This window comes from Acidovorax sp. BL-A-41-H1, from assembly GCF_051942715.1.
In genome coordinates this window covers 135,782-154,347 of record NZ_JBPVJQ010000013.1, presented here as the reverse complement: position 1 = coordinate 154,347, position 18,566 = coordinate 135,782, and the positions used below count along the sequence as shown (strand labels likewise).

Annotated in this window: 14 protein-coding genes; 5 read left to right on the top strand and 9 right to left on the bottom strand. The window is 65.9% G+C overall.

The window, feature by feature from the left end:
* Positions 1 to 45: 45 nt before the first annotated feature.
* Together ACTPOI_RS25730 and ACTPOI_RS25725 are read right to left on the bottom strand one after the other, a co-directional pair.
* Positions 46 to 3,549 carry a UvrD-helicase domain-containing protein gene (locus tag ACTPOI_RS25730; protein WP_440114429.1) on the bottom strand — a complete coding sequence of 1,168 codons (3,504 nt, stop codon included), beginning with the start codon at positions 3,547 to 3,549 and terminating at the stop codon, positions 46 to 48.
* Positions 3,546 to 6,143: a PD-(D/E)XK nuclease family protein gene (locus ACTPOI_RS25725; protein ID WP_440114426.1), complete on the bottom strand. Its 2,598-nt coding sequence runs from the start codon at positions 6,141 to 6,143 to the stop codon at positions 3,546 to 3,548. Before ACTPOI_RS25725 ends, ACTPOI_RS25730 begins: the two co-directional genes overlap by 4 nt.
* A gap of 110 nt (positions 6,144 to 6,253) precedes the next feature.
* Between ACTPOI_RS25725 and trxA the strand changes: the two genes are divergently transcribed.
* The 5 genes from trxA (at position 6,254) to ACTPOI_RS25700 (ending at position 11,785) form a co-directional block, all read left to right on the top strand.
* Positions 6,254 to 6,586, top strand: coding sequence for a thioredoxin TrxA (trxA, locus tag ACTPOI_RS25720; RefSeq protein ID WP_008906761.1), 333 nt, complete (start codon positions 6,254 to 6,256; stop codon positions 6,584 to 6,586).
* Between the two features lie 271 nt (positions 6,587 to 6,857).
* Positions 6,858 to 8,120 (top strand): transcription termination factor Rho, encoded by a 1,263-nt coding sequence (gene rho, locus ACTPOI_RS25715; protein WP_094287913.1) that lies wholly within the window; start codon positions 6,858 to 6,860, stop codon positions 8,118 to 8,120.
* Positions 8,121 to 8,354: 234 nt separating this feature from the next.
* Positions 8,355 to 8,609, top strand: coding sequence for a type B 50S ribosomal protein L31 (locus ACTPOI_RS25710; RefSeq protein ID WP_044396829.1), 255 nt, complete (start codon positions 8,355 to 8,357; stop codon positions 8,607 to 8,609).
* 108 nt (positions 8,610 to 8,717) lie between these two features.
* Positions 8,718 to 10,418: a hypothetical protein gene (locus ACTPOI_RS25705; protein WP_440114419.1), complete on the top strand. Its 1,701-nt coding sequence runs from the start codon at positions 8,718 to 8,720 to the stop codon at positions 10,416 to 10,418.
* On the top strand, positions 10,418 to 11,785 hold the full coding sequence (locus tag ACTPOI_RS25700; RefSeq protein ID WP_094287909.1) for an MATE family efflux transporter: 1,368 nt from the start codon (positions 10,418 to 10,420) through the stop codon (positions 11,783 to 11,785). Before ACTPOI_RS25705 ends, ACTPOI_RS25700 begins: the two co-directional genes overlap by 1 nt.
* On the opposite strand, the gene phoR is transcribed toward ACTPOI_RS25700, so the two are convergent.
* The 7 genes from phoR to pstS form a co-directional block, all read right to left on the bottom strand.
* The gene (gene phoR / locus ACTPOI_RS25695) at positions 11,739 to 13,082 is read right to left on the bottom strand and encodes a phosphate regulon sensor histidine kinase PhoR (RefSeq protein WP_252658272.1); all 1,344 of its coding nucleotides are present in this window, start codon (positions 13,080 to 13,082) and stop codon (positions 11,739 to 11,741) included. The two genes, ACTPOI_RS25700 and phoR, sit on opposite strands and share 47 nt — an antisense overlap.
* 139 nt (positions 13,083 to 13,221) lie before the next feature.
* Positions 13,222 to 13,932, bottom strand: coding sequence for a phosphate regulon transcriptional regulator PhoB (phoB, locus tag ACTPOI_RS25690; protein WP_063459542.1), 711 nt, complete (start codon positions 13,930 to 13,932; stop codon positions 13,222 to 13,224).
* 20 nt (positions 13,933 to 13,952) lie between these two features.
* Entirely contained in the window at positions 13,953 to 14,654 is a 702-nt protein-coding gene (gene phoU / locus ACTPOI_RS25685; protein WP_094287905.1) for a phosphate signaling complex protein PhoU, read from the bottom strand.
* 12 nt (positions 14,655 to 14,666) lie between these two features.
* A complete protein-coding gene (gene pstB, locus ACTPOI_RS25680; protein WP_094287903.1) occupies positions 14,667 to 15,449 on the bottom strand; it encodes a phosphate ABC transporter ATP-binding protein PstB in 783 nt (260 codons plus the stop codon).
* 60 nt (positions 15,450 to 15,509) lie between these two features.
* The gene (gene pstA, locus ACTPOI_RS25675) at positions 15,510 to 16,364 is read right to left on the bottom strand and encodes a phosphate ABC transporter permease PstA (protein WP_094287902.1); all 855 of its coding nucleotides are present in this window, start codon (positions 16,362 to 16,364) and stop codon (positions 15,510 to 15,512) included.
* A 33-nt stretch (positions 16,365 to 16,397) separates the two neighbouring features.
* On the bottom strand, positions 16,398 to 17,417 hold the full coding sequence (gene pstC / locus ACTPOI_RS25670) for a phosphate ABC transporter permease subunit PstC (protein WP_063459538.1): 1,020 nt from the start codon (positions 17,415 to 17,417) through the stop codon (positions 16,398 to 16,400).
* A 79-nt stretch (positions 17,418 to 17,496) separates the two neighbouring features.
* Positions 17,497 to 18,519, bottom strand: coding sequence for a phosphate ABC transporter substrate-binding protein PstS (gene pstS, locus ACTPOI_RS25665; RefSeq protein ID WP_440114412.1), 1,023 nt, complete (start codon positions 18,517 to 18,519; stop codon positions 17,497 to 17,499).
* Positions 18,520 to 18,566: the final 47 nt, after the last annotated feature.

Genomic DNA, 18,566 nt, shown 5'->3' with positions numbered 1-18,566 from the left:
TAAAAAGAGGGAGAGCGCTGCGCTGCCGGGGGGCGGAAGGACCCGTCAGAACAAGGAGCCTTGCGGAGAATCCGCAGGCCCCGGCGCGGCCCGGGCGCGCTCGGGCTTTGCGGGGGCGACCGGCGCAGCGGGGGCGAGAGTATGCCCCACCGCAGGCACCTGGGCGGCCGATGCCCCTGCCGCACCGGGCACTTCGCCCACGGGCACCAAGCGCCCATCGCCCGTGAGGAAGGCGGCGTACACGGCCTCGCCCGGCATCAGCGCCGAAACGGCTTCGCGGTAGCGTTGCAGCTGCGCCACCAGCGCCTGCTGGCGCTGGGGCTGGGCGGCGCTTTTGTAATCCAGCACCCACCAGCCTGCCGCTGCGTCGTCGGCATACGCCGCGCGGCGCAACACCAGGCGGTCGATTCGCAGGCTCTGGCCCTGGTAGTGCAGCGGGGCTTCGTTGATGGCGGTCTGTACCTGGGCCGGGTCCCAGGCCCAGGCGCCCTCCCCGGCCAGGATGCCCTGGGCCATGCGCGCGGCCAGCTCGGCGGCGGCGGGGGGGATGTCGTGGTCGCTGGCCAGCCGGGCGATGCGCGCAGCAGGCCAGCCGTGGGCACGCAGATCGGCCAGCGGGGCACCGGCCACACCGGCCTGCTCCAGCAGTTGGTGCATGGCGTCGCCCTGGCGGGACAGGGGCGTGGAGTCGCCATCGCCGGGCATGGCCACGGGCGTGGCGCCACTGGGGTCGGCGGCGGCTGCACCCGGTTGGGTGCGGGCGCTTTGCAGGGCCTCGGGCAAGGGTTTCAGCGCGGCGATGGTGAAAGTGTCGGGGGTTGCCCCGGCTCCGGCGGAAGGCGCCGGGGCCGTGCCCGCGTCCACCTCGGTCACCAGTGGTGCCAGCCGGTTCCACCAACTGCCCGGCGCCGAATTGCTGGGCAACACGGACGACAGCGCCAGGCAATGCTTGGCACGCGTCATGGCCACGTAGAGCATGTTCAGTTCTTCGCGGCTGCGGGCCTGCTGCTCAGCAGCCAGCGCGGCTTCGGCGCTGGGCGGGGGAGTCGATTCGCTGGCGAGAAAAACAAAGGCCGCAGGCACGGGCTGCTCGCCCGGCCAGTCCACCAGCACGCCCATGGTCTCGGCTTTTTGCGGGCGGGTATCGGTGTCCAGCAGCAGCACGCAGTCGGCCTCCAGGCCCTTGGCGCCGTGCACCGTCAGCAGCCGGATGGCCTGCGCATCGGCCCGTCCGGGGGCGCGCACGCCGCCCTTCTTCATGGCCCGCACAAACGCATAGGGCGTGAGGTAGCGGCCGCCATCGTGCTGCAGCGATGCCGCCAGCAGCGCGCGCAGGTTGGCCTGCACTGCCTGGCGCTGGGTGACTGGGGCAGCAGCGGCGAAGCGGGCCAGCACATCGCCATGTTCGTAGATGGCATGCAGCGCATCATGCGGCGGCAGGCTACCCACCCAGGCTTGGTATTGGGTCAAAACAGCCCCTACCGCCTGATGGTCATGCCCTGGTAGCTCATTTTTTGATAGCAAATCAAACCAGCTGCTGCTCGCATGCTCGCTCTGACGGCGCAGCGCGGCCAAGGCCACCAGGGCCTCGTCACCCAGGCCAAACAAGGGCGACTTGAGTACACGGGCCAAAGACAGATCGTGTGTGGGCGAGACCAGCACATCCAGCAGTGCCACCATGTCCTGCACCTCGGGCGCGTCGAACAGGTCCGCCTTTTCAGGCTGCACGCAGGGCAGATGCAGGGCGCGCAGGGCGTCTTGCATGCTGGCCAGGCGGTCGCGTTTGCGGGCCAGCACCAGCACTTCTTTGGGTGGGGTGCCGCTGGCGATCTGCGCGGCCACCCAGGCGGCGGCCTGGGTGCATTCGCGCATGCGCTGGGTTTCTTCGGCCTCGTGGCGGGGTTCGGTCAGGCTGTCGCGCCAGGCCAGGGGGTCGCGGGCTGCACCCTGGCTGTCGTCGTCCGCATCGGTGATGGCGGGCAGGCACAGCAGCTGGCCGAGGTGCTTGGATTCGGTGGTGTGGTCGCGAAAGCCGCTGGTCTCCTGCTGCGCCTGGGCTTGGCCCATGACGGCGTTGACGGCGGCAATCACGCCCTGCGCGTTGCGGCGCGTGTGGTCGCAGCTCAAAAGGTCGCCGCCCAGCCCGTCGCGCACAAAGGCCTGCGCAGCGATGAACACCTGCGGCTCGGCGCGGCGAAAGCGGTAGATGCTCTGCTTGGGGTCGCCCACGATGAACACGCTGGGCGCGGCAGACCCGCCGCCCGAGCCCGCATAGCCCGCCAGCCACGCATGCAGCGCCTGCCACTGCAGCGGGTTGGTGTCCTGGAACTCATCGACCAGCAAGTGGCGGATGCGCGCGTCCAGCCGCTCCTGCACCCAGCCACTGAGCACCGGGTCGGCCAGCATGACCAGGGCCGTGCGCTCCACATCGTTCATGTCCACCCAGCCGTGCTGCTGCTTGACGGCCACAAACTGCGCAATCAGGCAGCGCGCCAGCCGGGCCATGCGCTGCTGGTGCTGCCAGGCCTCGTGCTGGCGGCGGGCGGTGAGCAGGCGCCGCAACTCGGGCTCGGCCTCCTGCGCGGCGGGGAACTTCTCCAGGTTCTTGGAGAGGCGGTCTTCCTTGGCCACAAACATCGCTTTGCGCAGCATGTCCAGGCGCTGGTTCAGGTCGGTGCAGCCCAGCGCGTCGATGATGGCGTCCGCCGCCTTCTGCGGGGTCTTGTTGGCCTCTGCGCCCAGAGCGCTGGCACAGTTGCGCCAGCGTTGCAGGGCGGCTTCGGTCTGCAGGGCCTCGGCGGGGTCGGCCAACGCGGCCAGCTCGGGGTATGCCTGCTGGAAGGGCGGCACGGATGCATCCACCACGCCTGCCGCGTCGGCCAGATCAAACTCCACCCGCTTGGCCAGTGCCGCCGCCAGCGCCTTGTGCGTTTGCGAGCGGCCGTGGCGGGCCACCACGGCTTCATAGTCGGCACGCAGGCTGGCGCTTTCGGCCACGGTCTGCAAGAACGGGGGCCAGACCTCGCGCACGGCCTCGGCATCGTCTTCGAGCAGCTCAAAGTGCGCGGGCAGGCCCTGTTGCTGCAGCAGCGCCAGCGGGGCTGTGCCCAGCAGCGCGGCAAACCAGCTGTGGAAAGTGCGGATTTGCACCGGGCGGCCCGCTTCGAGCAGCTGGCGGTATAGATTTTGTAGCGCCTCGCGCTTGTCCAGTGCGCCCTGGGGACTGATTCCGCGTGCAATCAGCTCGGCCGTAAGCTCTTCCAGCGGCTTGTGGCTGAACTGCTCCAACCATTCTTGCAGGCGCTGGCGCATTTCGCCCGCCGCCTTTTTGGTGAAGGTGATGGCCAGGATCTCGTGCGGCGCGCAGCCGTCGAGCAGCGCTCGCAGCATGCGCGAGACCAGCATCCAGGTCTTGCCCGCACCCGCGCAGGCCTCCACCGCCACGCTGCGTGCGGGGTCGCAGGCAATGGCATAGAAGGCCTCGCGCGAAACGGGGCGGCCGTTCTGTTCGTAGGCGGCCTGGGTGGGTTGTGGAACGCTGACGGTCATGGCGTCTCTTGCGCAGGCAACGCCTGTTCAGCGTCCGCCCAGTAGTCTTTGCGGCACAGGCCGCGCACGGCGCAGAACTCGCACACCGAGCCCTCGCCCAGCGCGGGCAGCGGCGCACCGGCGGCGATGCGGGCCATGTCGTGCTGGATGCCTTCAATCAGCACATCGCGCAGGTGCACCACCTCGTCCTGTTCGTGCATTTGCGTCTCGCCGCGCTCGCCCACGTTGACGTAGGCAGCGCGCAGGGTGTCGTGGCTCAGCAGGGCGGCGTAGAAGGCCAGTTGCGTGTCCTCCGCTCCGCTCTTGATGCGCTGGCGGGTCACGCTGTCGCTTTCGGTTTTGTAGTCAATGACCAGTACCGTGGGCTCGCCAGTGGACGAGACACCATCGATTCGGTCGAGGGTGCCAACCAGCTCCAAGTCGCCCAGCGGCTGGCGGGCCTTGACCTCGGCCTGGCGGAAGGTGGCGCCCCGCTGCTCGTGCCCTGCCAGCCATTGCAGGTAGCCGTCGCGCAGTTGCGCCCAGCCTGCGGCAAAGGGCAGAAAGTCACCGTCTTGCAGACGTTGCTCGCGGGTCACGGCTTCGGCGGCGGCGTCCATGCGGGCGCGGCGCTCGTCTGCATCGTCGGTGGGCTGATCGCGCAGGTCTTCGTGAAAGCGCTGCAGGACCGCATGCAGCCAGTTGCCAAAGTCGCGCTTGTCCACCTCGGCGTCCAGCTCGTCGGCCTCGCGCAGGCCCAGCTGGCGCTGGGCAAAAAAGCGGTAGGGGCAGTGGCGCAGGTCGGCATACGCGGTGGAGGACAAGTGCGCCACGGGCAGCGCCTGGCCCACGGGCTGGGGACGCAGCGTGGGGGTCGCGGCCACAGCACGGACCGCACGGTCGTCCAGGCCGGGTGTGGCGGTGCCGTCCAATTGCAGGGCCAGCACCAGGGCGCTGGCCAGCAGGGGCTCTCCGCCCTCATCGCCGGTGCGCCACAGCACGTCCACCTCAGGTGTGCGCAGGGCGTGTGCCCAGGCGGCCCGCTGGGCGGCCTCCAGCGACTGGCGAGTAGGCAGGCCCCAAGCCTCGCGCTGGGCCTGCGACCAATCGCCTGATGGTTCAGGCGCGGCCTGCAGGCGCTTTTCATCGCAGCCCGGCAGCACGGCGGCGGCAAAGGGGCGGGCAAGCAACTGGGCCAGCGGCAGCACGACCACGGGCGCATCGGCGGCCTGGGCGGCCACGTAGCGCCCTGCTTCGAGCACGTCTTTGGCCCAGCGGGTGAATTCGGCCAGCGTCATGCGGCGGCCCGCGCTGTCGCCCCAGCCGTCCAGCTCGGCCTGCTGGCCGTCTTGCAGGCGCAGGGCGGCCGACACGCGCATGCCCGCCGGGTCGGCCTGCAGGCCTTGCCACTGGCCGGCTTGCTCCAGTACGGCGCGCAGGGCGGGCAGCCACTGCGCCAGCGGGCGCGCGGCGCGCAAGGATTCGCGCCAGGCCTCCACCGTAGCCACGGTGCGGGCCAACTGGGGCTGCGCGCTCAGATCCCGCGCGGCGGCGGCGCTCCAGTGCTGCACCCCGCCCTTGCGCAGCCATTGCTCCAGCCGATTCACGTCGCCCGACATCAGCGCAGGGGTGTGCTTGATCCAGTCCAGCACCGCGTTGGATGAAGCGTTCCACGCCGCAGCCTGCAGCGCGGCCATGACCCGCGAAGCGGCGCGTGTGGTCGAGAGAATCCAGCCACTTTCATCGCGCACCAGCACGCCGCTGCTGTCCAGGTGGGCGAGCACGCGGCGGATCAGTGCGCGGTCGGTGGCGGCCAGCGCCACAGGCACCCGGCCATCTCGCACGTGGGCCAGCACGCAGGCAGCGGCGCGGTGGGCTTCGTCTTCGGCATCGGTGGCGGCATGCTGGGCGCGTTTTGGCGGCGCGGGAGCTTCATCGACCAATACTGGCAGCGCAACACAAGCCCCCTGCTCGCCCCAATGGGCCAGCAGGGCCTGGGGCAGCGCGTCGGATTGAAAACCTTCGAGCACCACCAGCGCATCCACCGCCGCGCGCACACCGGGCTCGAACAGCACATCGGTGGCGTGGCGTGAGGCCAGCACCCATTCCAGCGCCAGGCGCGCCACCAGGGCCTCGTAATGCAGGCTGCTGCCCTCGTCGGCGGTGGTCAGCAGTTTGCGGGCCTCGTCGCCCCAGGCGGCGCGCTGCGCGGGGGGCACAGCGGCCACGGCGGGGGCCAACTGGGCGGCGGCTTCTTGCAGGGGCGTGGCCAGCATCTCGCGCTGGGCGCCCTGCCCCACGCGGTCGAGCAACGCGCGGGCCGTGAGGGTGTCGCGCGCCACGTCGCCCGCAAAGTCGTCGGCCGAAGGCTCAAACACCTGCAGTTGGCGGGCCCAGTTGCGGGTGGTTTCAAAGCGCGGCGCAAAGCCTTGCGGAAACTGCAACGCCCAGTGGCGCTGGGCCCAGGGCATGAGCTGCGCGTAGGGCACCAGCACCACGGTGCGTGCCAGGTGAGCGCCCTGGGCGCTGGCATGCGCGGCCACCTGGGCCAATGCGCGCTGCCACAGGCCCATGCTCCAGCCTGCGCACTGATCGCTTTTCGCTATGACAGTCATAGCGTCGCAAGCCCCGGCCATACCGGTGAATGGGGAATTGGTTTCTGTCACAATGCCCTGACTTTAAACGTACACCGGTTCCAACCCGCCCAAGATCAAGGAATTCCGCCATGGCCAGCGAACTCATCAAACATGTCTCTGACGCCAGCTTTGAAGCCGACGTGCTCCAACCCGGCTCCGCCGTGCTGGTGGACTACTGGGCCGAATGGTGCGGCCCCTGCAAGATGATTGCCCCCATCCTGGATGAAGTCGCAGGCACCTACCAGGGCAAGCTGCAGATCGCCAAGATGAATGTGGATGAAAACCGCGAGATCCCCGCCAAGTTCGGCATCCGCGGCATCCCCACCCTGATGCTGTTCAAGGACGGCCAACTGGCCGCCACCAAGGTCGGTGCGATGAGCAAGGCACAACTGACCGCCTTCATCGATCAGCAACTGGCCTGATCCCCCAAGCCCCGCTGGTGCGCTGCCTGCGGGGCATTTTTTTGGGTGCATATGGCATGCATGCAGTGCCAGAGTGGCGCTGCATGCAGCTGCTCATAGCACACCCCTGAAGCACCTGCTTTTTTTCCTGTCATAATTCTCCTCGATCACCGGCCTGCACGCATTGGCAGCCGGACCAAGATCCCCGGCGGGCCGGGCCTGCAAACAGCAGCCCTTCCGGCACCAGCCCCCTCCCCCAAGATTCTTACCAGCTCCGCCAAGGAGTCACTCCATGCACTTAAACGAACTCAAGGCACTGCACGTGTCTGAAGTCCTGAAGCAAGCCGAAGAACTCGAAATCGAAAACACAGGACGGATGCGCAAACAGGAGCTGATGTTTGCCATCATCAAGAAACGCGCCAAGGCGGGCGAGCAGGTGTTTGCGGATGGCGTGCTGGAAATCCTGCCTGACGGATTTGGCTTCTTGCGGAGCCCCGATACCAGCTTCACGGCCAGCACGGACGACATCTACATCAGCCCCAGCCAGGTGCGCCGCTTCAACCTGCACACCGGCGACATGATCGAAGGCGAAGTGCGCACGCCCAAGGACGGTGAGCGCTACTTTGCCCTGACCAAGCTCGACTCGGTCAATGGCGGACCGCCCGAGCAGAACAAGCACAAAGTGATGTTCGAAAACCTGACGCCCCTGTTCCCCAAGGAACAGATGCGCCTGGAACGCGAGATCAAGGGCGACGAGAACATCACCGGTCGCATCATCGACATCATTGCCCCCATCGGCCGCGGCCAGCGCGCACTGATCGTGGCGCCGCCCAAGAGCGGCAAGACGGTGATGATGCAGCACATCGCCCACGCCATCACGGCCAACAACCCTGACGTGCACCTGATGGTGCTGCTGGTGGACGAGCGCCCTGAAGAAGTGACCGAAATGCAGCGTACGGTCAAGGGCGACATCATTGCCTCCACCTTCGACGAGCCCGCCGCCCGTCACGTGCATGTGGCCGAAATGGTGATCGAGCGCGCCAAGCGTCTGGTCGAACTGAAGAAGGACGTGGTGATCCTGCTGGACTCCATCACCCGCCTGGCCCGCGCCTACAACAACGTCGTGCCGTCGAGCGGCAAGGTGCTGTCGGGTGGCGTGGACGCTGCTGCACTGCAGCGCCCCAAGCGCTTCTTTGGCGCCGCGCGCAAGGTCGAGGAAGGCGGCTCGCTGACCATCATCGCCACTGCGCTGGTCGATACCGGCAGCCGCATGGACGAAGTGATCTTTGAAGAGTTCAAGGGCACGGGCAACTGCGAAATCCACCTGAACCGCCGCCTGTACGAGAAGCGCGTGTTCCCCGCCATCGAACTCAATAAGAGCGGCACGCGCCGCGAAGAGCTGTTGCTGGCGCCCGAGATCCTGCAGAAGACGCGCATCCTGCGCCAGTTCATGTACAACATGGACGAGATCGAGTCCATGGAGCTGATGATCAAGAACATGAAGGCCACCAAGACCAATGTGGACTTCTTCGACATGATGCGCAGAGGCGGGTGACATCCCCCTGAGGCGCTTTGCGCCTTCCCCCTTCTCTCGAATTGCGCTGCAATTCGGGAAGGGGGACACCGCCAGCGCGGCGGTTCTCGCATGGGCTGCCGTGGCAGTTTCGAACAAACGCTGGAAACCTGAAAATGGAGAAATCGCCGTCTATGCAATAATAGAGGGCTTTTTCTTGCGGAAAGTACATCGGACTGGCCGGTGCGGCTCCCGCAGTTGACTCAAAGGAAGATCATGAAAGAAGGCATTCACCCCAACTACCGCGAAGTTCTGTTCGTGGACCTGTCCAACGGCTTCAAGTTCGTGACCCGCTCGTGCGTGAACACGAAGGAAACCGAAACCTTCGAAGGCAAGGAATACCCGCTGTTCAAGCTGGACACCTCCTCTGAATCGCACCCCTTCTACACCGGCACGCAAAAGTCCGTGGACAACATGGGTGGCCGCGTGGAGCGCTTCCGCAACCGTTTCGGCAAGACCGCAGCAAAGTAATTCGCTTCCTGCGTTCCCGCCAAAAAGGCAGCCCGGGCAACCGGGCTGCCTTTTTCTTTGTTTTTGCCCTTATTCTCGGTGGCTCTTCGCATTGCTACCCACTGACGCGTGACCCCACCGACCCCCGCCATCGTTACCCAGAATGCCGTGAGCCCACTTCCACGCTGGGCGTTGCTGCTGCTGTGCATCGCCTACGTGGTGCCGGGCTATGTCGGGCGTGGCCCCTGGAAGAATGCCGATGTCACGGCATTTGGTTACATGCTGGAGCTGGCCCAGGGCCACACGCCATGGTTCGCCCCCCTGCTGGGTGGCATGCCACCCGAAACCGAGGGCCTCTTGCCCTACTGGCTGGGCGCCTGGGCGATGCAGATTGCGCCCTCCTGGCTGTCGGCCGAGATGGCCGTGCGCATTCCGTTTGCCGGGCTGCTGGCTCTCACACTCATAGCGACCTGGTACGGCGTGTACTACCTGGCCCGCAGCCCCGGCGCACAGCCCGTGGCGTTTGCGTTTGGCGGCGAGGCCCCTCCGCTCGACTATGCCCGTGCGATTGCCGATGGCGCACTGCTGGCCTTGATCGCCTGCCTGGGGCTGGCCCAGCTGTCGCACGAAACCACCAGCTATCTGGTGCAGCTCAGCTGCACCGCACTGCTCTTTTTTGCGGTGGCCGCCATGCCCCACCGCACCGTGGCACCAGCCATTGCGCTGGTGGTAGGCCTGCTCGGGCTGACGCTGGCCGGGGCCCCTGCCCTGGCCGCGATGCTGGGCATTGGCAGCATGGCGCTGGTAGCGCTGGCCCCAGGCAGCAGCACCGACCGCCGGTGGCCCTGGGCGCTGGGCTTGCTGGCCGTCACGCTGCTGGCAGCCTGGGCGGCCTGGGCGCTGGACCTGTGGCGCTGGCGCATTGTGGGCGGCGGTACAGGCGCCAAGGAGTGGCAGAGCCTGGTGCGGCTACTGATATGGTTTGGCTGGCCCGCCTGGCCGCTGGCGCTGTGGACCCTGTGGCGCTGGCGCAAGCAGATCGTGAGCCGCCAGGGCCACCGGCATCTGCTGCTGCCGCTATGGTTCTCGGTGGTTTCCGTTGCAGCCACCCTCAGCACCCAGCCTGCAGACCGTGCCCTGTTGCTGGGCCTGCCCGCCATGGCGGCGCTGGCCGCGTTTGCACTGCCCACCCTGCGCCGCAGCGTGGGGGCCCTGATCGACTGGTTCACACTGCTGTTCTTCACCGTGTCTGCGCTGGTGATCTGGGTGATCTGGATCGCCATGCAGACCGGCGTGCCCGCCAAGCCCGCCGCCAATGTGGCCAAGCTGGCTCCAGGCTTCGAGCCCCAGTTTTCAACCCTGGCCCTGGTGGTGGCCCTGGCCGCCACCGTGGGCTGGTGTGGACTTGTCTGGTGGCGCGCGTCCCGCAACCGCGCTCCGATCTGGAAAAGCCTGGTGCTGCCCGCTGGCGGTGCCGCCCTGGGCTGGGTGCTGCTGATGACGCTGTGGCTGCCGCTGCTGGACTATGCGCGCAGCTACACCCCGCAGGTGCGCAGTGTGTTGGCAGCAATGGGGCCGGAGCCCGGGTGCATCCAGACGGTGGGGCTGAGCCGCGCCCAGGTGGCCGCGCTGCAGTACCACGGCCGGCTCTCGCTGCAGCGGGCGGGCCTGCAGGACGAATGCCAGTGGCTGCTGGCAGACATCGCATCCTGGCCCGCGTCTGAACGCATGGTCAACGCTGCCTTGTGGGAGCTCAAAGCCACCCTGCCCCGCCCGACGGACAAGAACGACCACCTGCTGCTGCTGCGCCGCAAAGGCCCGGCGCGCTGATGTCGGAACGCTCCACCATTACCCGGCATGCCCTGACGGTGCTGGCCGGGCAACTGGCTGTCATGGCGTTTGGCGTGACGGACACCATTGTGGCTGGCCGCTACAGCGAAGCCTCGCTCGCCGCGCTATCCGTGGGCTCGGCCATTTTCATCAGCGTCTATGTGGCGCTGATTGGCGTGCTGCAGGCGCTGCTGCCCGTGTGGGCCGAGCAGCGCGGTGCGCGCGAGACCGAGGGAGTGGGCCGCTCGCTGCGCCAGGCCCTGTATCTGTGCGGCGCTGCCTCGGTGGCGGGCATGGCCATCCTGCTCTCGCCGGGGCCCATCCTGCGCTGGACCGATGTGCCAGCCGCACTGCAACCCGACGTGGAGAACTACCTGGCCGTGCTGGCGCTCGCGCTGCCCCCGGCCCTGCTGTTCCGCATCTACAGCACGCTGAACCAGGCTCTGGGCAAGCCCCAGCTGGTGACCTGGCTGCAGGTGGGCTCGCTGTTCATCAAGCTGCCGCTGTCGGTGTGGTTCACGTTTGGTGGTGCGGGCCTGCCCGCGCAGGGCGTGGTGGGTTGCGCCTGGGCCACCCTGGTCGTCAACTGCAGCATGCTGGCCCTGGCCATCTGGCTGCTGCGCACGCAAGACCTCTACGAACCCCTGGACCTGTGGCGCCGCATGGAACCGCCCCACTGGCCCACCATTGCGGGCTTCGCGCGGCTGGGCATTCCTGCAGGCCTGGCGGTGATGGTCGAGGTGACCTCGTTCACGCTGATGGCGCTGTTCATAGCGCGCCAGGGCACCACGGCATCCGCAGCCCACCAGATTGCCGCCAACCTGGCCGCCGTGCTCTACATGGTGCCGCTGTCATTGGCCATCGCCACCAGCGCGCGGGTAAGTTACTGGCTGGGTGCGGGCAACCCGGCGCAGGCGCGCAAGGTTGTTTTCATAGGCTTCAGGCTTTCTGCGCCTGCTGGTATTGCCTTTGCAGCTATATTATTGATAGCAAAAGACCATATTGGAAGCGTGTACTCGGCCAACGCCAGCGTGGTGGCGATGACCGGGGGCGTGCTGGTGTGGGTTGCCGCCTACCACGTGGCCGATGTGCTGCAAACCCTGTGTGTTTTTGTGCTGCGCTGCTACCGCATCACCCTGGCCCCGCTGGCCGTGTACTGCACCCTGCTCTGGGGTGCGGGCCTGGGCGGAGGCTACTGGCTGGCCTACGCTGGCCACGGCCCCTGGGCGCAGGCCCCTTCGCCCATCCCGTTCTGGGCGGCCAGCGCTGCCGCCCTGGCGGTCACGGCCGCCCTGTTCATGGCCATGCTCTGGCAGGCCATCACCCCGGCAGAGCAAAACCACGCAGCCGGTTTGCAGGGAAGGTGACCGAAAACACCGAGCCCTTGCCCAGGGTGCTGGATATGTCGAGCGTGGCGCCGTGGCGCTGCAGCACATGCTTCACGATGGCCAAGCCCAGACCAGTGCCGCCCGTCTCGCGCGAGCGGCTGCGGTCCACACGGTAAAAGCGCTCTGTCAGGCGCGGAATGTGCTCGGGCGCGATGCCGGGGCCGGTGTCCTGCACCGAAAACACGGCATCGCCGTCTTCCTTGCGCTCCCACACCACGGCGATGGAGCCGCCAGCGGGCGTGTAGCGCACGGCGTTGTTGACCAGGTTGGACAAGGCGCTTTGCAGCTCGGCGGGCACACCGGCAATCTCGCCCTCGCTGCGCAAGGCCTCGGCTGTCGGGAAGCGGATCTCATGCGTGCGCTGCTGGTTCTGCGTGAGCAGAGCCGACAGCGCCCGGCCCTCTTCCTCGCAGCGCTGCATCAGCGACTGCACGGGCGTCCATTCGGCCATGCCAGGCAGCGGGCTGCCCTCCAGGCGCGACAGGGTGAGCAGATCCTGAACAACGCTTTGCATGCGCTGGGCCTGCTGCGCCATCATGCCTAGGTAGCGGGCGCGCTCGTCGGCACTCAGGGGCAGGGTCTGCAGGGTTTCGACAAAACCCGTGAGCACGGTGAGGGGGGTGCGGATCTCGTGCGACACATTGGCCACAAAGTCGCGCCGCATGGCGTCGGCCTGCTCCAGTGCCGTGACATCGCGCGAGAGCAGCAAGGTGCGCCCGTCACCATACGGGTGCAGGTGCACCGAGATGCGCACCGGGCGCGAGGGCGTGCTCAGGCGCCCCTCCAGCACCACGTCGCTGGAGAAATCCTTGGCCGCGAAGTAGGCCGTGAACTCGGGGTTGCGCAGCAGGTTGCCGATGGACTGCATTACATCGCGCTGGGCATCAAAACCAAACTGGCTCGCCGCCATCTGGTTGCACCACTCGATGCGGCCCTGCGCATCGAGCAGCACCACGCCATTGGGCGAAGCCTGCAGCGCGGCCAGGATCTCCTGCAACCGGTCCTGGCTGTCCCGGACCAGCGCCTCCTGCCTGCGCAGCAGGCGCCGGGCGCGGTCCGCCGCCTCGCCCCAGATGCCACGCATCACGGGCACGTTCACCAGATCGCCGGTGCGCAGCCAGCGCAGCACCCGCACGCCGCGCAGCAGGTCCCACACAAACCAGGCCCAGCCCGCCAGCGCTGCGCCCAAGGCCGCGCCCCAGGGGCCACCCTCCCACCAGCCCAGCCCTCCGCCCGCAATCTGCCAGAGCAGGAAATACGTAATTCGCCATAGCATGCGCTCAGCAAAGCCTTTTCAAAAACACCAGGGGCGCAACGCGTGCGCCCCGTTTACATCACAAGGAGAACCAGCTCAGACGGTATGCAAGGCCCCGGCCCGTCCGGGGCACGGGCACGCCGGGTTCGTCCACGCCGTTTCAGGCCTGCTGCAATTGCACCTGTGGCTGTGCCGTGAGCCGGTAGCCCGCGCCGCGCACGGTTTCCACCATCACCGATGCGCCGCCCAGCGCCTCGCGCAGGCGCTTCACATGCACATCCACCGTGCGCTCTTCAATGAACACATGGTCACCCCATACCTTGTCCAGCAGTTGCGAACGGCTGTGCACACGCTCTGCGTGTTTCATCAGAAAGTGCAGCAGCTTGAATTCGGTGGGCCCCACCTTCAGGGGCTGCGCCTGGTAGGACACGCGGTAGGTCGCAGCATCGAGCACCAGTTCGCCAATCGTCACGCTGTCACTCACTTGCTCAGGAGCGCGGCGGCGCAGCACGGCGCGGATGCGGGCCAGCAGCTCCTGCGTGGAGAACGGCTTCGTGATGTAGTCGTCGGCACCGGCGTCCAAACCCGCCACCTTGTCCGGCTCGTCGCCACGGGCGGTCAGCATGAGGATGGGGATGGGCTTGGTGCGGCTGTCGGCGCGCCATTTGCGGGCCAGCGACAGGCCGCTCTGGCCGGGCAGCATCCAGTCGAGGAGGATGACATCCGGCAGCACGGCATCGAGCTCGCGCTGGGCGGAGTCGCCGTCTTCTGCCCAGAAGGGCTGAAATCCGTTGTGGCGCAGATTGACTGCGATCAGCTCGGCAATTGCGGGTTCGTCCTCGACGATGAGGACGCGTGGGAGCTTTCTCATAACTTGCCAAAGCCCTTTCTTTACAGCACGGCCGACTCGATCTCGTCGAGGGCAGTGTGGCGCACATCCTTGCCCTTGACCAGATAGATGATGAGTTCGGCCACGTTCTTGGAATGGTCTCCGATGCGCTCGATCGCCTTGGCCAGGAACAGCAGGTCCAGGCTGGGCGAGATGGTGCGGGGGTCTTCCATCATGTAGGTGATGAGCTTGCGCACGAAGCCGTCAAACTCCTTGTCGATGAGGTCGTCCTCCTTGAGGATGGCAACGGCAGCCTTCACATCCAGGCGCGCAAATGCATCCAGCGTCTTGCGGAGCAGACCCGAGGCCAGCTCAGCCGCCGTGCGCAGGTCACTCGACGGCAGCGAGCGCGGGGCACCGCTCTCGATGATGGAACGCACCATACGGGCCATCTTGTTGGCCTCGTCACCCATGCGCTCCAGGTTGGCCGTGGCCTTGGAGAAGGCCAGCAGCAGGCGCAGGTCGCGCGCCGTGGGCTGGCGTCGGGCAATGATGGAAGACAGCTCCTGGTCGATCTCGACCTCCATCGCATTGATGCGGGTCTCCATCGAGGCCACGGTGTCCACGGCTTCCAGGCTGAACTGCGAAAGCGCGTAGACCGCCTGGCGGATCTGCGACTCCACGAGGCCGCCCATCTCCATGACGCGGGCAGAGACGCTGTTGAGTTCGCTGTCGAACTGCGAGGAAAGATGTTTATCGGGCATCTCGTTGTCTCCTTAGCCGAAACGGCCGGTGATGTAGTCTTCGGTTTCCTTGCGCTCGGGCTTGAAGAAGATCTGCTCGGTGGCGCCGAACTCGATCATTTCGCCGAGGTACATATAGGCCGTGTAGTCGCTGCAGCGCGCGGCCTGCTGCATGTTGTGGGTCACGATGGCGATCGTGTAGTCGTGCTTGAGTTCGTCGATCAGCTCTTCGATCTTGGCGGTGGACAGCGGGTCCAGCGCCGAGGTGGGCTCGTCGAGCAACAGCACCGATGGCTTCACCGCCACGCTGCGCGCGATGCACAGGCGCTGTTGCTGGCCGCCGGACAGCGACAGGCCGCTCTGGTGCAACTTGTCCTTCACTTCGGTCCACAGCGCGGCCTTGGACAGCGCCCATTCCACGCGGTCATCCATCTCACTCTTGCTCAGGCTTTCATACAGCTTCACGCCAAACGCGATGTTGTCGTAGATGGACATGGGAAACGGCGTGGGCTTCTGGAACACCATGCCGATGCGGGCACGCAGCAGGTTGATGTCCTGCTTGGGGTCCAGGATGTCCTGGCCGTAGAAGTTGATGGAGCCCTCAGCGCGCTGGCCGGGGTACAGGCTGTACATGCGGTTCAGCGTGCGCAGCAGCGTGGACTTGCCGCAGCCCGAGGGGCCGATGAAAGCGGTGACCTTGTGTTCTGCGATGTTGAGGCTCACGTTGCGCAGGCCCTGGAACTTGCCGTAGAAAAAGCTCAGGTTGCGCAGCTCCAGCGCGTTCTTGCTGGCAGTGGCGGTAGCAGTGGCGTTCATGTCAATTCCTGAAGATGGAGACTGTCTTGTCAGTGTCTGCAGTGGGGTCTGCGGGCCGGGTCAGACGCGGTTTTTCTCGCGCAGGAACACCCGCGCCACGATGTTGAGAATCAGCACCGAGAGCGTGATCAGCAGCGCGCCGCCCCACGCCAGGCGCACCCAGTTTTCGTATGGGCTCAGCGCAAACTGGAAGATCACCACGGGCAGGTTGGCCATGGGCGCATTCATGTTGGTGCTGAAGAACTGGTTGTTCAGCGCCGTGAACAGCAAAGGAGCTGTTTCTCCGCTGATGCGGGCCACGGCCAGCAGCAGGCCGGTCATCACGCCGCTGCGGGCAGCGCGCAGAGTGACCATGGTGGAGACCTTCCAGCGCGGAGCGCCCAGGGCAAAGGCGGCTTCGCGCAGGCTGCCGGGCACCAGGCGCAGCATGTTTTCCGTTGTGCGCACGACCACGGGCACAGCGATCAGCGACAGCGCGAGGCTGCCTGCCCAGCCAGAGAAGTTGCCCACCGTGGCCACGGCAATCGCATAGACGAACAGGCCCAACACGATGGACGGTGCCGACAGCATGATGTCGGTCACGAACCGGGTCAGTTCCGCCACCTTACTCTGCTCACTGTATTCGGCCAAGTACACGCCGGCCAACACGCCGATGGGGGTAGACACCAGCACGGTGAAGCCCACCATCAGCAGGCTGCCCACGATGGCATTGGCCAGACCGCCGCCTTCCGAGCCGGGCGCTGGCGTGGACTGGGTGAACATGTTCCAATCCAGCGCAGCGAAGCCGTTGGTCAGCAGCACGCTCAGGATCCAGAGCAGCACAAACAGGCCCAGCACCATGGCGCCCAGGGACAGGGTCAGACCGATGGCATTGGAGCGCTGGCGCTTTTTGTAGAGTTGTTGGTTGAATTCCATGGAGCTTGTCTCGATAGAGGGTTTCATGGGGGCTCAAAGGCCCTTGGCCTTCTCGGCGCGCAGCAGCATGATCTTGGCGGCCGACAACACCACAAAGGTGATCACGAAGAGCAGGAAGCCCAGGGCAAACAGCGTGGAGAGGTGGAAATCCGCCGCTTCGCCAAACTCGTTGGCCAGTGTCGAAGCGATGGAGGTACCTGGCGAAAACAGCGACGTGGGCATACGGTTGGCATTGCCAATCACAAAGGTCACCGCCATGGTCTCACCCAGCGCGCGACCCAGGCCCAGCATCACGCCACCAATCACGCCCTTCTGCGTGTAGGGCAGCACCACGCGGCGCACCACCTCCCAGGTCGTGCAGCCCAGGCCGTAGGCCGATTCGCGCAAGATGGGGGGCACGATCTCGAACACGTCGCGCATCACGGCTGCCACGAAGGGCAAAACCATGAAGGCGAGCACGATGCCCGCTGCCAGGATGCCGAAGCCATTGGTGCTGCCACCAAACAGGAAACCCACCAGCGGCATGGAGCCCAGCAGTTTCTGCACAGGCATCTGGAAGTAATCGGCAAACAGCGGCGCGAACACGAACAGGCCGAACATGCCGTAGATGATGGACGGCACGGCCGCCAGCAGTTCAACCGCCGTGCCCAGCGGGCGGCGCAGCCACACCGGGCAGGTTTCGGTCAGAAACAGGGCGATACCGAAGGCCAGCGGCACCGCAATCAGCAGCGCAATGCCTGCGCTCGCCAGCGTGCCGACGATGGCAATGGCGGCACCGAATTCTTCATTGACGATGTCCCATTCCACACGCCAGATGAACTGGACGCCAAACTTGTGAAACGCTGGCCACGCGTAAATGAAGAGCGAGACGATGATGCCGAGCAACGCAGCCAGCACCAGCAAAGAGAGGCTCTGGGTCAGCCGATGGAAAAAGATGTCCTGAAGTCGCTGCCGCTTGGCAATCGACACCATCGACTTAGTGGGGGCGCCCGTCACTTTGACAGACGCGGGTTGTGAACTCATGGTGGTTCCCACGCTCATGTTGACTCCCATCTGGCTTCTGGAGGCCCCACAAACCAGCACCCATCGGCCAGCCAGGCCGACCGATGGGCGCTATTTTGGAGCAGACTGCTTACTTCTTGATTTGCGACCACACCTTGGAGCGGATCTCGGCGGTCAGGCTGTCGGGCAGAGGCACGTAGTCCAGCTCTGCGGCCATGCCCTTGCCGTTCTTGAACGCCCAGTCAAAGAACTTCAGCACTTCGGCCGACTGGGCCTTGTCAGCGGGGTCCTTGTACATCAGGATGAAGGAGGCCGTGCTGACCGGCCAACTGTTCGCACCCTTGGCGTTCACCATCGAAATGCCCATGCCAGGCACGCTGAACCAGTCGGCGCTGGCGGCAGCAGCGGCAAACGTGGCGTCGTCCGGGCTCACATACTTGCCGTCGGCGTTCTGCAGTTGCAGAAAGTTCATGTTGTTCTTCTTGACGTAGGCGTATTCCACGTAGCCGACAGCGCCCTTCACGCGGGTCACATTGGCTGCAACGCCTTCATTGCCCTTGCCGCCCACCGAAGACGCAGCAGGCCACTTCACGGCCGCACCCTTGCCCACGGAATCCGCCCACTCCTTGCTGACGGCAGACAGGTAGTCCGTCCAGTTGAAGGTGGTGCCGGAACCATCTGCACGGTGGACCACCGTGATGTTCTGGTCGGGCAGGGTCTTGCCGGGGTTCAATGCAGCCAGCTTGGCGTCATTCCACTTGGCGATCTTGCCCAGGAAAATTTCGGCCAGCACGGGGCCGGTCACACGCAGCTCGCCAGGCTTGAAGCCGTCCAGATTGATCACGGGCACCGTGCCGCCGATGATGGCGGGGAACTGCACCATGCCATCCTTGTCGAGGTCTGCGCCAGGCACCGGGGCATCCGTGGCACCAAAAACAACGGTCTTGGCACGGATCTGGCGAATGCCACCGGAAGAACCAATGGACTGGTAATTGAGACCTGTCCCCGTTTCCTTCTTGTAGGCTTCCGCCCACTTGGCGTACATGGGGAAGGGGAAGGTGGCACCCGCACCGGTGATATCCGCCGCGAAAGCGCTGCCAACGGCCAGGGAGGCCAAGGCTACAGCGACGGTTTTGAGAAATGTGCGTTTCATTATTCAGTACCTTTTGGCTAGGGTTGACAGGAACAGGCTGAACTCTA

Bases quoted from the DNA above. Each gene is read 5' to 3' on its own strand.
- ACTPOI_RS25730 (WP_440114429.1), bottom strand. From the start codon at position 3,549: ATGACCGTCAGCGTTCCACAACCCACCCAGGCCGCCTACGAACAGAAC.
- ACTPOI_RS25725 (WP_440114426.1), bottom strand. From the start codon at position 6,143: ATGACTGTCATAGCGAAAAGCGATCAGTGCGCAGGCTGGAGCATGGGC.
- trxA (WP_008906761.1), top strand. From the start codon at position 6,254: ATGGCCAGCGAACTCATCAAACATGTCTCTGACGCCAGCTTTGAAGCC.
- rho (WP_094287913.1), top strand. From the start codon at position 6,858: ATGCACTTAAACGAACTCAAGGCACTGCACGTGTCTGAAGTCCTGAAG.
- ACTPOI_RS25710 (WP_044396829.1), top strand. From the start codon at position 8,355: ATGAAAGAAGGCATTCACCCCAACTACCGCGAAGTTCTGTTCGTGGAC.
- ACTPOI_RS25700 (WP_094287909.1), top strand. From the start codon at position 10,418: ATGTCGGAACGCTCCACCATTACCCGGCATGCCCTGACGGTGCTGGCC.
- phoR (WP_252658272.1), bottom strand. From the start codon at position 13,082: ATGCTATGGCGAATTACGTATTTCCTGCTCTGGCAGATTGCGGGCGGA.
- phoB (WP_063459542.1), bottom strand. From the start codon at position 13,932: ATGAGAAAGCTCCCACGCGTCCTCATCGTCGAGGACGAACCCGCAATT.
- phoU (WP_094287905.1), bottom strand. From the start codon at position 14,654: ATGCCCGATAAACATCTTTCCTCGCAGTTCGACAGCGAACTCAACAGC.
- pstB (WP_094287903.1), bottom strand. From the start codon at position 15,449: ATGAACGCCACTGCTACCGCCACTGCCAGCAAGAACGCGCTGGAGCTG.
- pstA (WP_094287902.1), bottom strand. From the start codon at position 16,364: ATGGAATTCAACCAACAACTCTACAAAAAGCGCCAGCGCTCCAATGCC.
- pstC (WP_063459538.1), bottom strand. From the start codon at position 17,417: ATGGGAGTCAACATGAGCGTGGGAACCACCATGAGTTCACAACCCGCG.
- pstS (WP_440114412.1), bottom strand. From the start codon at position 18,519: ATGAAACGCACATTTCTCAAAACCGTCGCTGTAGCCTTGGCCTCCCTG.